Raw genomic sequence first — 15,016 nt, forward strand, 5'->3', positions numbered from 1 at the left:
TTCACCTATTCTTTAATGGTGAAAAGTACATCCAGATTCACGCTGATACGGTCACCGCCTAAGGCAGCTATTTTAATCTTCTCAAAAGCGCCGGGCACCTCTTCTTTATTAAGAGCCAGGATAAATCGAACAAATTCCCTGTAGGTCGCATCCCCTTCTACTCTATATAAAATTCTTCTGTACCGACCTATCTTCTCGCTTGAAATCTGGTTTAATGATGATCTTAAATTAACACCATTTTGCGATGCCAATGAACTGAACTGCCTGATTAAGGTATTAAGTCCTTCCCTGTAGGGCAGATTATCCAGCACTTTAAAAGGATCGGCTTCCCCTAAACCAAAAGTGGCCTGACAGGTAACCACAAATCTATACCCATTCTCTCCATCAGATTTTATATAGGACAGTGGCGGTGGAAGGAGCTCCAAACGCTCTTGTTTTAAAGAATTGAAAGTTGCTCCAATAGCATCCCTGGATGAAGCAAAACCTAGTGCATAAAAGGTTTGAAAACTATCTATTTCAAGTGAAACAAGGTTTATCTCAGGACTCATTACCCGATCAATAACTTCGATTACTCTTTTTGCAAAGAGTACTTCATATTTAATCTTCTCGGCAACAGACATTTTTTCATACGGAACTCTCAGCGGGATTCGCTCATCTGGTGTAGAATCAACATCTCTGACAACATCTTCCACCATATCGGGCCTGTAGCGGGTAGAAGGTTTAACTCCCGATGATAGAAGTTCCTTTTCAGTTTCACCATCTGTGTGTGACTGAAAAATGGTTACAGCCCCAATGACGGCGATAGCAAGCACAGCAAAGAGTGCAACAGGCAAAACCACTTTTGTGCCTGCCTTTAGCACTGACGGCTTTTTACGTCCTGAATTTTTCTGAAGATTGATTCTTATCATAGTATATCTTGGTTTCCACGCAGTGCCAGGCCTACCGAAACGGCAAGCTGTGCAGCATAGTTCTTTAACATCTCCTGCTCTAATTCCAAACCACAGTCAATTTTGCGAAAAGGATCAAGAAGCTCAGAACCTCTAAGCGACTGCAGAACAGAAGATCGGTAACTCTGTTCTGAAAAAAGTGACCCCGAAAGGAACAATTTTGCTGTTGCAATGAAATCATCGAATTTATTCTGACTTAAAATTCTAACTGATTCTTCATATAACCTTTTAGCATATTGAGCGGGTTCCATCGCTTCAATATTGTGCACAAGTATCGAATAATCTATAAATGAGCCCGAAATGGTTAAAATGATTTTGGTTATATCCGATTCCCCATGAATCAGAACTTTTGGCTGAGTGAGTTCTTCCGGATAATTGGCCTCAAAAACATTAACCAGTGCAAACAAATCTATATCGATAATAGCGGGGTTGAGCTTTATAGTTTTAACGGCACCAGAAAGACGCTCCAGAGCAGTTTTTCTCATGGCTGCAATCAAAAAGTTTTTTGCACCCTGATTCTGAAGCGAGTTATAGTCAAAAGCGTAGTCATCTATTCCCGAGATAATCTGCTGAGCTAATTCCCACTTAAAGACATCTTCTACATCCTCTTCCTCCCAATCGATACCAACCTTCTTTATAATGGCATTATCGGCAGGAAGTGAACAAATGACGTTTTTTCCCGGGAACTGGAACTTTTTCCGTACGTTTTTAAGCTCTCCACACACACAGTCCCAATACTGCTCCTTCTCAGAATGATCAAGAGGCAAAATCGCTACCTGCTCTATAGCCTGACTCTGGGAAGAGAATTGGGAGATGCTTATATAGTCATTCTGGAAATCGAGACCACTGATACTGAGCTGTGATTTCATAATTTCTGAGGTATTCCATTCTTTAAAACTGTACCCAGTCATCACCTTAAGCTGACTGGAAGATATGCTCCTAATTGAAGCACTGTAAGGTGCGCACTACCTTGATTTGCTCATGCTACTGTAAGAATTTGGACATGCCACTATACTATAACTAATTTAAATATCGTTTTTTGAAGCACAAGGGGGCAAATTCTTCTGCTTGGAAGAATAAAAGAAGATGGTTTGGTGTTAGTCATGGACACAACTTTTCAGCAATCTGCTCAAGCCGCACAGGACCAATACCTTTAACTTTAATCAGCTCTTCTTTCTCTTTGAAATCACCTGTACCATCTCTGTAATCGATAATTCGCTGAGCCAGTACAGGTCCGATTCCAGGCAGTGTAATGAGTTGATCGGTGCTTGCGCTGTTTATATCTATGCACTCCAGCTCTACCTTTTGAGGCTCAGAGACATAAAGCAGCCCTACTTCGTTTCCTTTTAGTGTGGAATCAAAAGATACCACAGTTCCGGTAGAATCGATCTGTTCGATTCCTGAAGCGCTGCTCTCAGGCGCGCCGGCATAGATCAGAAGCAGTATTGCAGTGATCCACATGAGAATAAGAACAACTCTTCTGCCTTTCATGTGGGCTCCTAAATTATTTCAAGAAACGCATCCACCACAACAGGGTCAAACTGCCTGCCCCTTTCCTTAAGCAATATACCAAATGCCACTTCTTTTGAAAGCGATTTTCTATAGGGCCGGTCAGAAGTCATCGCTTCAAAAGCATCTGCAACACTTAAAATTCTGGCACCAAAAGGTATTTGATCTCCTTTAAGTCCAGAAGGGTAGCCGCCTCCGCAGTAAAATTCATGATGATGAAGCACAAAAGGCACAAGCTCCTTTAAGGAAGGTACGTCACTGAGTATTCTTGCGCCAAGCTCCGGATGTCTCTTTATCTGCTCAAACTCCTCCAGTGTAAGACGTCCGGGTTTGTTTATTATTAACTCACTTATACCGATTTTTCCTATATCATGGAGCAGACCGGCATATTTCACAAGCTCAATGGCAGATTCTGACAACCCCAGGTGTCGTGCAAGAATAACAGTGTATTTCATCACATTTTCAGAATGACCATGTGTGTACTTATCCTTTGCCTCAACGGCCAGTGCAAATGCTTTAATCGTTTTAAGGTAGTTGTTTCTGCTGCTTTGGTAAAGCTTTGCGTTCTCAATGGATATACTTGCCTGTGATGTAAGTACATTAAGTATTTCAAGATCAAGATTTGAAAATGGTAAGCGATCTTTAAAACGGATAAGTATCAGTACGCCGATAATACGAGTCGGTGTTTTTAAAGGAAAAACGATATAGGAGCGAAGTTGGGGTGGCACAGGATATAATCCCAAACCTACCTCCTTACCCGCTTCCATAACAAGGGGCTCCTCTCGTTCCATAACCCACTTCGAAGCACACTTAAAAGCAGAGCTAAGCCAAAAGGCTCGTTCAAAAATGGTGCCGCCCATGGCGGAAACACTTAGTTTTGATGCTGCATTCTGCAGCAGTAATACACCACCATCCCCTTTGGTAATTTTTATGGAATAATCGATAAATTTTCTGTTAAGCTCATCAAGATCCAAAGTAGTTGCAAGCACTTTGGTAATTTCATGAAGAGAAACGAGTTTGGAGAACAGAAGATTCTCCTCCTCTATCTCCCTGTTTAAAAATGCCCTTCTTACTTTTTCACCTATCTCTTCAAGATGAAATGGTTTGGTAAGATAATCAAAAGCACCGAGTTTTAAACCCTCGATAGCAGATTCGATACTTGGATAGCCCGTTGTCATCAGTACCGGAATTTTGATTCCAGAACAGTTAATCCATTTAAGAAGATCGACTCCAGACATCCCCGGCATCTGAATATCGGTAACCATTAAATCTATCTGCTTTGACTGAATCGTCTCAATCGCTTCCTGTGCAGAGCAGGCAGTATATACAGCGTATCCTTTGCCTTGAAGAAACTGCGAAAGCACGTCACAAATCGTCTCTTCGTCATCAGTTATCAATATCTGCTTTGAGTCGTTGCTCATATCTATCCGTTTTTGTTTTTCTGATATTCCCGGAAACGTTTGAGATCCTCAGGTGTATCGATACCAAAAGATTTAAAATCATGTATCACACATTTGATTTTCATCCCATGCTCAAGAGCCCGAAGTTGCTCCAAACTCTCCCTTTTTTCAAGCACACCTTCTGGGAGTGAACAAAAGTGCTTAAGCCCAAACTTTGTAAACCCATATATTCCATGATGTTTGTAAAAGCTCTCTTCACCAGAGCCCATACCATAAGGAATTAAAGATCGTGAAAAGTAGAGCGCTTCTCCCTTGAGATTTAATACCGCTTTCACCACATGGGGCGTTTCTACCTCTGTTATTTTAGCATTGGAGAGAACAGTTAGCAAGCTGTTATCATCAATTTTTTGCAACTCTGCACAAAACATTCTCATCACTTCAAGTGGTATATTGGGCTCATCTCCTTGAAGATTAACAACATAAGAGCAGTCACTGCCACCAATCGCTTCATTAACCCGATCTGTACCACGGGTATGATCTTTTGATGTCATGACAGCAACACCACCATGTTTATCAACAGCCTCAACAATCCGATAATCATCTGTCGCCACTACGATTTCTGTAAACACCCCTGCTTTCTGCGCATTTTTGTATGCCCACATAACAAGAGGTAAACCCATAATTTCCTGGAGTGGTTTTCCTGAAAGTCGGCTTGAACCGTAACGGGCAGGAATCACACAGATAATTTTTTTATTCATACGTTTATCTCCAATTGTTTCTTATACTACTACTTAAATATTTTGACCTGTACTGTTTGAGCTATATACCCACCCGACTAATCACGTTCACTTATACGCAACTATTAATTGCTGAATGAATAGGTAAGCCCGATAGAAGAGGTGGTTTTATAGCGAATGTTCCGATCCACTTCTCTATCATAAAGAGCCTGAAGATTAAGTTGTACCATCACATAACGATTTATATTTATTGACAATGTATTATCCCATGAGATGTCAGGATAGCGCCAATAATCATCATCACCTTCTTCTTCAGACCTTATCAGTGCCATATATACCGTTAAACGACTGATAAATTTTAACCATTCATCCTCATTACTCTGAGTATAATTACCGACCACCTCAAGCCCGGCATCGTTGGTTCGCCTGGTTTCCCGAAGCATGGTTAAAGTGTCAAGTGCATCCCGGTCGATATGGTATCTGCCTGCGGCACCGAGTCTAAAGCTGAGTACCAGATTATCCTCTCTGAATATATCACGTATCGCACCCATTGAACCAGTAATTTCAACAGGATTAAAATATCGGGTATAAGCAGTATCTCTCTTATCAACAAACCTTGATGTCAACCCCAAACTGGTATAAGGATCAATAAAAGCGCGAAGTGGAAATCTAAATACCGTTTCGATATCTATGTAATCGGTAGAAACAAACGGTGAAGACCAGTTGCCGGTTTCTTTATCCTGTGTTTTTGTTTGGCCAAAGCCAATTTTAAAAACACTTTCATTCTCCAGCCACTGTGTGATGGCGCGTCGTGCGGTGGTGTTTGTCTGAGCCTGCCAGGTTAAACTCCCCATATCGCCACCATCCCAGTTCTGGGAGTAATAATTTAGAGCTAAAGAGAGATTTGAAACAGAAGAAATCTTCCAGGCATTATTTTGCTGAGAGTAAGCTAAAGCGATAAAAACCAGCATACCAGTTATACATTTTAGAAATAACAATTCTAAACCCCTTTTTAAAAGCGTGTAACTAATTTTCTTATAACAAGTCCACAAATATATAAAAAAACAGTTTATGGCCTCAAATCAATTTTTTTATACAGCTCTAACAGGGGTAAAAGCGATTGTAACTTTTGGCATGATTAAGGAAGATAGAGTGGTCCAGCAGAAGCTTTATATAGATTAAGCCTTAGCTGCTATGAAAAAAAAGCAGCTAAGAGCTAAAAGTGGTTTTCGCAATGCCTATATTTACCCACCAATAACTTTAGGAATAGCAAAATGCCCCTTTTTAACCTTTGGGCCATTAGCCAATACAGATTCATTACTTAAGGATGGAATTTCCACATCATCCCTTAAAGGATCATGGGTTGGTTCCACAAAGCAGGTAGGCTCTATTTGGGATGTATCGATTTGATCGAGTTGATCAATGTATCGCACAATAGAACCAAGTTGCGCGGTGAAATTTTCCACCTCGTGATCCGAGAGCTTTAGACGAGCTAATTTTGCCACATACAGTACTTTTTCTTTATCAATCATCTCACTATCCTTTTACTTGGTTATATTTACTGGAAATTAGCAAACTTAGCCATCAGTTTGCGCCGTGACCCATCATTGAAGAGCACAGTAAGCTTTAGATCCTCGCCAAAGCCACTTATTCCAAGTATTTTCCCTCTTCCGTATGATTTGTGCACAACAGTTTGCCCCATTCTGAATTCAACTGTTTCCTGTGAAAACTCATCATATTGGGGTTTAGCTTTTCTTACAGTATCTTGCGCTTTTTGAAAAGCAGTTCTGGGTTTTGAGGCAGGCAATTTTGAGGCCGGCTGCACTCCGGAGAATAAGCGTTTTGAACCAAACATTGCCGAAAAGTTACTTGTATTATCGGAGAATGAAAAGAGTTCTTTAGCGATGTCGTTAAAGAAGCGTGTTGGTTCACTGGGCAATATTTCCCCAAATCTGCGCCTTTGATCAACATAGGAACAATCCAGCTGCTCCATTGCCCGTGTGGAGCCTACGTAAAAGAGTCGTCTTTCTTCCTCGATTTTTTCATCATCGTCAAGATTTTGTCTTGAGGGAATGATCCCATCTTCAAGCCCCACCAGGAAAACATGCCTGAATTCAAGCCCCTTAGCACTATGCATGGTCAGAAAGTTTACAGAGTTGTCTTCAGGATTCCACACGTCGACATCAGATGCAAGTGTCACCTCTTCAAGAAATGCAGAAAGTGGGCTTTGAGGGTTTTCTGTGGACCAATACGCCATAGCATTTAAAAGCTCATTTATATTTTCCATCCTGCCCATAGCCTCTTCTGATTCCTGCTGCGTAAGCATGTCCATATAACCGGACAACTGAAGTACCTGATTTAGCAGTTCATGTGGCTTTTCCCCTGAATTATTTAAATCTAAAAGCAGTTCAAATAGCTCTTTTAGCTGAGTAAGTCCTTTTTGAGCCCGGGTCCCTACCGAAGAGCAGTCACAATGCAACACTGTTTCAAGAAGTCTTTTTTTATGTTTAGTTGCAAGATCAATGAGCCCTTTTCTGGCCTTATCCCCTAACCCTCTGGCTGGTACGTTAAGAATTCTCTCAAAGCTTGCGTTATCCCTTGGATTTACGAGTAATTTTAAATATGCAAGACAGTCTTTTATCTCTGCTCTTTCATAGAAACTGGTACCACCTACAAGCACATAAGCTATCCGTTTTTTTCTGAATGCTTCTTCAAAAACTCTTGACTGAGCATTGGTACGAAAAAGCACTGCAATATCGGTACCTTTCATTTTATCAAGTAACAGTTTCGTTTTTTCAGCTACCGAATCTGCCTCTTGCCGATCATCCCGATATCGGTTTACTGCAACCGTTTCACCGATGCTTCTGTCTGTCCATAAGTTTTTAACAGAACGGTTCACATTAGGCGAAATAGCAGCATTGGCAAAATCGAGAATCGATTTTGTAGACCGGTAGTTTTGTTCAAGTTTAAAAATCCTGGTCAGCGGGAAGTGGTTTTCGAAAGATAAAATATTATCAATCTGTGCCCCGCGCCAGCCATAGATACTTTGATCATCATCTCCTACAGCAAATATCTTTTTATGTGCCCTGGAAAGCAGATACACCAGTTTAAACTGTGCGGTATTAGTATCCTGATACTCATCTACCAAAACATAATTAAAAAGATTTTGATATTTTTTAAGTACGCTTTCATTTTCACGAAACAGATAGACTGTATTTGCAATCAGGTCATCAAAATCCATGGCCTGGTTTGAGGAAAGTGTACGTTGATATGCTCGGTAGAGTTTAGCGGTTTCTCTATCCCTAAACCCCTGCGCTCTGTTTTCAAGTTCAGTGGGAGAGATACAGGAAGATTTGTAGTTAGATATTATGGATAGAAGATATTTGGGCGGCATAGTTCTGTCATCAATATCGAACTCTTTAAGTAGTTTTTTAACTATTGATAATTGATCGGAAGAATCGTAAATTGTAAAGCTGCTGGTATAGTTTATAGCAGCAGCTTCACGCCGCAATATTCTTGCACAGAGGGAATGGAATGTACCTATCCATAGTCCCTGAGCCGGAACTCCGAGTATGCTTTCAATCCGTTGGCGCATTTCCCGTGCTGCTTTGTTGGTAAATGTAGCAGCAAACAAATTTCCTGCAGAGACTCCAAGTGAGATAAGGTAGGCGATTTTCGCCGTAAGTACTCTTGTTTTACCTGTACCGGCCCCAGCAAATACCAGCTCTGGTCCTTCGATATATTCAACTGCTTCTCTCTGAACTTTGTTAAGAACCATTGTGTCCAGAACAGAAGTCGTTTTATTCATCATTCTGTGTCGCTCCAAGTACCTGCTCTATAGTGGTTAGCCCTTCCAATACCTTCCTTATTCCATCTCTGCGTAAGGAGTCAAAATCGCCGCGCCCCAGCAGGTACCTTTTAATCTTATCAGCAGGTGCGCGTTCCATGGCCATTTTTGTTACTACTTCATCGGGAATCAAAAGCTCAAATACCCCCATTCGTCCTTTATACCCTGATCCTTTGCAAAATTTACACCCTGGGGCCTGAAAAAAACGCATACCTGGCTTAAGGCCCAATGACTTTAACATCTCGGGTTGAGGATCGTAGGGCTTTTTGCACCTTGGGCATAGTTTTCTGACTAATCGCTGTGCAAGAACCCCAACAACGGTAGAGGTGATGAGAAAAGGTTCCAGGCCCATATCAAGCAGACGGGTATAGGCGCTTGGAGAGTCATTGGTGTGCAAAGACGAGAGTACAAAGTGCCCGGTCAAAGCAGCCTGTACAGCCATTTCACAGGTTTCTTTATCACGCATCTCACCAATCATGATTATATCCGGATCCTGACGCAAAATAGAGCGCATACCATCTGCAAAGGAGAAACCGGCTTTGGGGTTTATATTACCCTGACTTATCCCATCAAAGTGCAGCTCCACCGGATCTTCCATAGTAATTATATTCTTTGTAACATTATAGATTTTTTGAAGAGAAGCATATAAGGTAGAACTTTTTCCGCTTCCTGTGGGCCCGGTTACAAGAAGGATCCCATCTGGTTTTTTAATTATTTCCGAAAACTTCTTTTTAACAAAAGGCATAAACCCTATTTGGTCAATTGTAATTCCTAAAGATTTAGGATCAAGAATACGCATTACAATCTTTTCATTTACTCCCCGTTTTCTGGTACTTGCCGGGTAAGTTGAAACACGAAGATCAATTTCCCTGCCTTCATGGAGTATCTGAATTCGTCCGTCCTGAGGCTTTCTCTTCTCGGCAATATCCATTCCGGACATAATTTTTATTCTTGAAGTTATCTGAGCTCTGAGCTGCAGAGGGATAGGGTTTTTTTCGATCAGCTCACCATCCACTCTATACCTCAGGCGCATGTATTTTTCCATTGGTTCAAGGTGAATATCGGATGCACCCTCTATGATCGCCTGATTTATCAGCAGATTAACAACCTTAACTACCTGTGCACCCTCTTCATCGGTTAGGTTTTCATCGTCCTCTTTTTGCACCAAATCAAGCTCTTCGGCACCATCGACAGACCCCAAAAGCTCAGTCATCTCTTCCAGGGCTGCATGATAATTACGCTGAATAGCTGCAACAATCTCCTTTTCGGTGGCAATTACAGGCTCAACTTCTTTACCCGTTTTGAATTTAAGATGATCGATAGTACGAAGGTTTGAAGGATCAGCCATTGCGACTGTAATTACACCCTCCTGCTCAAAGAGCGGGATAACTTTGTACTTACGAGCCATCTCCTCGGGAATAATTTTAAGAAGATTACTATTAAAAGAGAAATGTTCAAGAACCACATGCTGGATATCCAGCTGAGCACTCAGAACATCAACCAACTTTTCCTCTGTGATAAAACCCAGTTTGATCAAACATTTGCCAAGCTGCAGTTTACTTACTTTCTGCTCTGCGAGTCCCTGTTCCAGCTGCTCCTGTGTTATTAATCCCTGCTCTATTAACACCTCACCTATTCTTTTTTTATGAGCAAGCTGTATTTGTTCACCAAGGACGCTGGAGAGGTCATCTTCGCTTAAATATCCGAGGCGTATAAGAATTTTTCCCAAACTTGCACCAGTACTTCTGTGTTCCTGCAACGCATGCAGAAGCTGCTCTTCAGTTACTAGCCCCTGAGCAATAAGTATCTCGCCAAGTTTTTTACGCCTTTTTTGCATAACCATAATTTCGCTGTACCCTTATATTTATTTAGATGCAAGGTTAATATAAACTGATAATTTCAGCATTTCAAGCATCTCGCAATATGATCATAACTCCTGCCCTCAATCCTCTTTAGCTTACCATTATTATCCCTGTATTGAACACCATCTATTTGTTTATTAAAGCTTCCGAGACGAATAAACTCTAAATCGTTTTGCTCTATACCACAACTTAGAGGGTCAAAGGCGCTATCAGCAGCGAATAAAAGCTCATACTCCTCCCCGCCCCCAAAAAACCAATCCATCCAGTCGCATTTAAGCGTATTTCCAAGATCATGCATCGCTCTGTTCTTAAAAGAGGTTATATCGCTAAAAAGAAACCCCGTTTTGTTTTCGTAACACAGCGTAGCGATGTCTTTTGAAAGCCCGTCAGAAAGATCCATTGCAGCATGAACCTGTTTTTGTGCAGCGAGTGCAAACGCTGTTGTAATTCTGGCTTCAGGAGCAATGTGAGCCCTAATAAGTGACTCGAATTGATCTGGTATACGGTCTCTGCCCCATCTTTTTATCGCATCAAAACCTGCAGCACTTTTCCCCGGAAAACCTGTTACCCAAAGGTTATCCCCCTCACCTATCCCGGTTCTTTTCAATACCCTATGACCTTCAGGTACTTTTCCAACCAAAGTGATTGCTATGGTCCAGAGAGGACCTGAGGACAGATCTCCACCTACGATAGGGAAATTCCACTTTTTTATTGCAGTTGCAAAACCCTCATAGATAGATTGTACCGAATCAGCTAAATTCTGCTCTCTTTTTGGAAATACAAGCTGAACCAAAGCGCCATCCGGCAAAGCTCCCATTGCAGCACAATCGCTTAGGTTACTCACCATCGCTTTATAGCCAATTTCCTGCAAGCTCATTGAATCAAGTGAAAAATGAACATTCTCAACCGATACATCTGCAGTCAGAATCAGGCGTTCTCCTTTACTACAGCCCCTCACCGCCGCATCATCTCCCATGAGCTTTTCATAGATGCTGCTACTTTCAACTGCACGACAAAGAGGTGTAAGGCGTTCCAATAGATTGTACTCTCCAGATGGAAAAGAGAACATTAGAGCCATCCTTTTTCTATTTGATTAGGGTGAACCGACTAAATATACATTTTTTTTTATAAAAATTCTTTTTTATGCTGCGCCATAACTATTTTTATCTATGATTTTGATTTTTTGTTATGGAGCATTATGCTTATTCCTTACGTTTCAGATCCCTCCAGAAAAAGAGTAGCCGCTTTCGGCTCAGCTTTAGTTGATCTTTGCCTACTTGAGCGCGAAGAATTTTTAACTGCTACTGGTGCCCAAAAAGGCGGAATGATCCTCAGTGATTACACCTCTATAAAAGGGCTTTTGGATAAAGCTTCAAGCACTCCAATTATCGTTCCCGGCGGTTCGGCCTGTAACACAATAGTTGGTATAGGCAAACTTGGTGGATCGGTGAGATTTATGGGTAAAAGAGGCAATGATGAGCTTGGGGTACTGTTTGAGAAGGGCCTGATCAAAAACAACGTCGAGCCGATTCTTTTCACCTGTGAAACGCCTACGGGGCATGTTCTCTCGATCATTACCCCCGATGCCCAGCGTTCGATGTTCACCTTTCTGGGTGCTTCAGCGGAAACAAGTCCTGCGGAGATACTACATGAACACTTCAAGGATAGTGCTGTAGCCCACTTTGAGGGCTATCTTGTAAGCAACCCCGAAGTGATGTTAGCAGCACTTGATGCGGCTAAAACTGCAGGTGCAATGATCTCTCTTGATTTGGCCAGCTATACAGTTGTAAATTCTTCTAAGGAACTTTTTGAGAAAATTATCAGTGAATACGTCGATATACTGATAGCCAATGAAGACGAGGCGTGTGCGTTTGCCGGGTGCAGACAGGAAGAGCAGGCACTTGAATATTTAAGCACCAAAGCAAATCTTGCTGTAATGAAACTTGGCAAACGTGGCAGCATAGTAGCTCATGAAGGCGTGAATATGCAAATACCACCTCATGGTAGCGGCTTTGCCATCGATACTACCGGGGCAGGAGATCTGTGGGCTGCGGGCTTTCTGTATGGATTAGTCAATGGATTCACTCTTGAGAAATGTGGCGCACTGGGAAGTGCGTGCGGCTTTGAAGTCTGCCAAAATATTGGCGCCTCAATAAGTGATGAAGGGTGGCAGAGAATTAAAACACAATTTCAGTTATAAGCTACCCATCAGCTTTAAACTAACCTTACGCTAATTATAAGGAAATATACTACCTTAACAGGGTTTTGAAAGCGGTTTTCACTACCCCATTTTCATTAACATTTCTTTGGAGGATCTTCGTGACCAAAAAGTTGTATGTGGGTAATCTCCCATTTAGCGCAGATGAGCAGCAGGTAAGCGAGCTGTTTAACCAGTATGGAGAGGTTCAATCAGTAAAAATTATTTCGGACAGAGAAACAGGACGTTCAAGAGGTTTCTGTTTTGTTGAAATGGAAAATGCCGAAAGCGCAATGGCTGAACTAAATGGCAAGGAACTCAATGGACGGAGTCTAACCGTAAGCGAAGCACGCACAAGAGAAGGTGGCAATAGTGGTGGTGGACGTCGCTTTGGAGGCGGCGGTGGCCACAGAGGTGGTTTCAACCGCAGATAAACCTTATCTTCTTAATACAATGTATCACTGTTTATTAACAGTGATACATACTCTCCCCGAACAAATCATCGCCCCCCTTTTTTCGTACTTTTCTTCGATTTCTTAAACACATCCCTCAGTATGGCCTTTCTTTTGCTACAGTTATTATATCAAAAATCGATATCTGTACTATCAAAAAGGAAGGTGAATCGATGTACCTGGAAAATAACACACTCTTAACGACCGCTGCAAACCTTCTCACACATGGTAAAGGCATCCTCGCTGCAGATGAGAGCCATGGAACTATAACCAAGCGTTTTAAAAAAGCAAACATCGATTCTACACCCGAAAGCCGCAGAGCCTACAGAGAAGTACTTTTCACCTCTCCTGGAGTAGAACAATATATTTCAGGTGTTATAATGTATGATGAAACCCTGCGTCAAAAATCCAGCTCCGGACTTCCATTTGCTCAACTACTCTCAGACAAAGGTATAGTACCGGGAATTAAGGTAGATAAAGGAACCAGATCAATTCCCTTTTCTGTGGGTGAAAAGGAAACAGAGGGGCTTGATGGTCTAAGAGAGCGGCTTCTTGAATATCGTGAGCTGGGTGCAAAATTTACAAAGTGGCGAGCGGTTATAGCGATCGGTGATAACATCCCCACACGGCAGTGTTTATTATCTAATGTACATCTTCTTGCCCGTTTTGCGGCACTTAGCCAGGAAGCCGAACTGGTTCCGGTCGTTGAACCAGAAGTACTCATGGACGGAAACCACTCTATTGAAACGTGCGAAAAAGTAACCCAAACGGTTTTAAACACTTTGTTTAAAGAACTTCTTGAACACAGAGTAATACTGGAGGGACTTATTTTAAAAACCAATATGGTGCTGCCAGGGAAAAGCTCTTCTGAGCAGGTTGAGAATTCTACTATAGCCAAAGCTACAACCAGATGTCTTAACCGAACAGTTCCTCCAGCTGTACCGGGTATAGCATTTCTGTCCGGTGGACAAGACCCCCTATCAGCCACAAAAAATTTAGATGCAATCAATAAAATCGGTACAAGCAATTCCTGGAAAATAACATTCTCCTATTCCAGAGCACTTCAGGATCAGCCCCTGAATATCTGGAAAGGACAGGAACAGAATATTAAAGAAGCGCAGGCACTTTTTATTCACAGGGCTCGCTGTAATGCAGCTGCCAGTATTGGTCAATACTCCCATGAACTGGAAGAGCGCTTTGAATAAATAGCGCGGGAGGTAAATATGCGTTCTATATGGACCGGAGCCATCAGTTTTGGATTAATTTATATACCAATAAAGTTGTATGATGCCACCAGGGCGCACAGAGTTAACTTTGATATGATCAGAAAAAAAGATCATTGTCGTGTAGGGTATGTGCGCGTGTGCAAAGAAACCGGTGAAGAGGTACCTTACCAGGATATAGTAAAAGGGTACGAATACAGAAAAGGTGAATATGTAGTCATCGAACCAGATGATTTTAAAAAAGCTAATGTAAAAAAAAGCCAAACGATTGAGATGGTGGGTTTCACTAATGCAGACCAGATAGATCAGAAGTTTCTTGAAAAACCATACTTCTTAGAACCAGTCAGAGAGGCCAAAAAAGCTTATGCACTTCTCCGTGAAGCTATGAAAAAAAGCGGTAAAGTTGGAATCGCCCGTTACGTTTTAAAAACCAGAGAGCACATGGCGCTGATTAAGCCCGACCAGGATGTATTGATACTAAATCAGATGCGATTTGCTGATGAAATACGTCCAAGCAGTGAACTGAATGTGCCAGGCCCGGGCACCGAAAGTGTTTCTGAAAAAGAGCTCGATATGGCAATCAAATTGATTGATCAGCTTACAGAACCATGGAAACCAGAAAAATACCATGATACCTACTATGAGGACCTTAAGAAGATTATTCAGGATAAAGTTGAAGGTAAAATACCACAACCAGTTAAAGAGGAACCTGTACCTTCGGGGGTAACCGATCTTTTCTCCAGCCTTGCTCAGAGTCTTGAAATGGCACAAAAAGGTAATAAGGCTGCATAAGATGGTAATTAATCATACCAGGGCCAGTACTACAGTTTTCTGTTGTAGCT

The 15,016-nt window shown here is 41.8% G+C and carries 14 protein-coding genes; 4 read left to right on the top strand and 10 right to left on the bottom strand.

What is annotated here, in order from left to right; translation table 11 throughout:
* Positions 1–5: 5 nt before the first annotated feature.
* The 10 genes from QA601_01920 to thiL form a co-directional block, all read right to left on the bottom strand.
* A complete protein-coding gene (locus QA601_01920; protein MDG5813819.1) occupies positions 6–908 on the bottom strand; it encodes a hypothetical protein in 903 nt (300 codons plus the stop codon).
* A complete protein-coding gene (pilM, locus tag QA601_01925) occupies positions 905–1,858 on the bottom strand; it encodes a pilus assembly protein PilM (GenBank protein ID MDG5813820.1) in 954 nt (317 codons plus the stop codon). The genes QA601_01920 and pilM overlap by 4 nt, the downstream gene beginning before the upstream one ends.
* Positions 1,859–2,048: 190 nt before the next feature.
* Positions 2,049–2,438, bottom strand: a complete 390-nt coding sequence (locus tag QA601_01930; protein ID MDG5813821.1) for a helix-hairpin-helix domain-containing protein — start codon at positions 2,436–2,438, stop codon at positions 2,049–2,051.
* 8 nt (positions 2,439–2,446) lie between these two features.
* Positions 2,447–3,877 carry a response regulator gene (locus tag QA601_01935; GenBank protein ID MDG5813822.1) on the bottom strand — a complete coding sequence of 477 codons (1,431 nt, stop codon included), beginning with the start codon at positions 3,875–3,877 and terminating at the stop codon, positions 2,447–2,449.
* A gap of 2 nt (positions 3,878–3,879) precedes the next feature.
* Positions 3,880–4,614, bottom strand: a complete 735-nt coding sequence (gene kdsB / locus QA601_01940; GenBank protein ID MDG5813823.1) for a 3-deoxy-manno-octulosonate cytidylyltransferase — start codon at positions 4,612–4,614, stop codon at positions 3,880–3,882.
* A gap of 104 nt (positions 4,615–4,718) precedes the next feature.
* Complete coding sequence (locus QA601_01945) at positions 4,719–5,591, bottom strand: hypothetical protein (GenBank protein ID MDG5813824.1); 873 nt, start codon at positions 5,589–5,591, stop codon at positions 4,719–4,721.
* A 246-nt stretch (positions 5,592–5,837) separates the two neighbouring features.
* Positions 5,838–6,125 (bottom strand): Asp-tRNA(Asn)/Glu-tRNA(Gln) amidotransferase subunit GatC, encoded by a 288-nt coding sequence (gene gatC / locus QA601_01950; GenBank protein ID MDG5813825.1) that lies wholly within the window; start codon positions 6,123–6,125, stop codon positions 5,838–5,840.
* A 26-nt stretch (positions 6,126–6,151) separates the two neighbouring features.
* Positions 6,152–8,404 (bottom strand): exodeoxyribonuclease V subunit gamma, encoded by a 2,253-nt coding sequence (locus QA601_01955; protein ID MDG5813826.1) that lies wholly within the window; start codon positions 8,402–8,404, stop codon positions 6,152–6,154.
* Entirely contained in the window at positions 8,394–10,283 is a 1,890-nt protein-coding gene (locus QA601_01960; GenBank protein MDG5813827.1) for an ATPase, T2SS/T4P/T4SS family, read from the bottom strand. Before QA601_01960 ends, QA601_01955 begins: the two co-directional genes overlap by 11 nt.
* Before the next feature lie 56 nt (positions 10,284–10,339).
* The gene (gene thiL / locus QA601_01965) at positions 10,340–11,371 is read right to left on the bottom strand and encodes a thiamine-phosphate kinase (GenBank protein ID MDG5813828.1); all 1,032 of its coding nucleotides are present in this window, start codon (positions 11,369–11,371) and stop codon (positions 10,340–10,342) included.
* 129 nt (positions 11,372–11,500) lie between these two features.
* Here thiL and QA601_01970 point away from each other — a divergent pair, with 129 nt between their 5' ends.
* The 4 genes from QA601_01970 (at position 11,501) to QA601_01985 (ending at position 14,966) form a co-directional block, all read left to right on the top strand.
* On the top strand, positions 11,501–12,502 hold the full coding sequence (locus QA601_01970; protein ID MDG5813829.1) for an adenosine kinase: 1,002 nt from the start codon (positions 11,501–11,503) through the stop codon (positions 12,500–12,502).
* 119 nt (positions 12,503–12,621) lie between these two features.
* Complete coding sequence (locus QA601_01975; GenBank protein ID MDG5813830.1) at positions 12,622–12,933, top strand: RNA-binding protein; 312 nt, start codon at positions 12,622–12,624, stop codon at positions 12,931–12,933.
* 191 nt (positions 12,934–13,124) lie between these two features.
* Positions 13,125–14,156 carry a fructose-bisphosphate aldolase class I gene (locus QA601_01980; GenBank protein MDG5813831.1) on the top strand — a complete coding sequence of 344 codons (1,032 nt, stop codon included), beginning with the start codon at positions 13,125–13,127 and terminating at the stop codon, positions 14,154–14,156.
* A gap of 18 nt (positions 14,157–14,174) precedes the next feature.
* Positions 14,175–14,966, top strand: a complete 792-nt coding sequence (locus QA601_01985) for a Ku protein (GenBank protein ID MDG5813832.1) — start codon at positions 14,175–14,177, stop codon at positions 14,964–14,966.
* Positions 14,967–15,016 lie beyond the last annotated feature (50 nt).

The organism is Chitinispirillales bacterium ANBcel5, assembly GCA_029688955.1.
GTDB lineage: Bacteria > Fibrobacterota > Chitinivibrionia > Chitinivibrionales > Chitinispirillaceae > Cellulosispirillum > Cellulosispirillum alkaliphilum.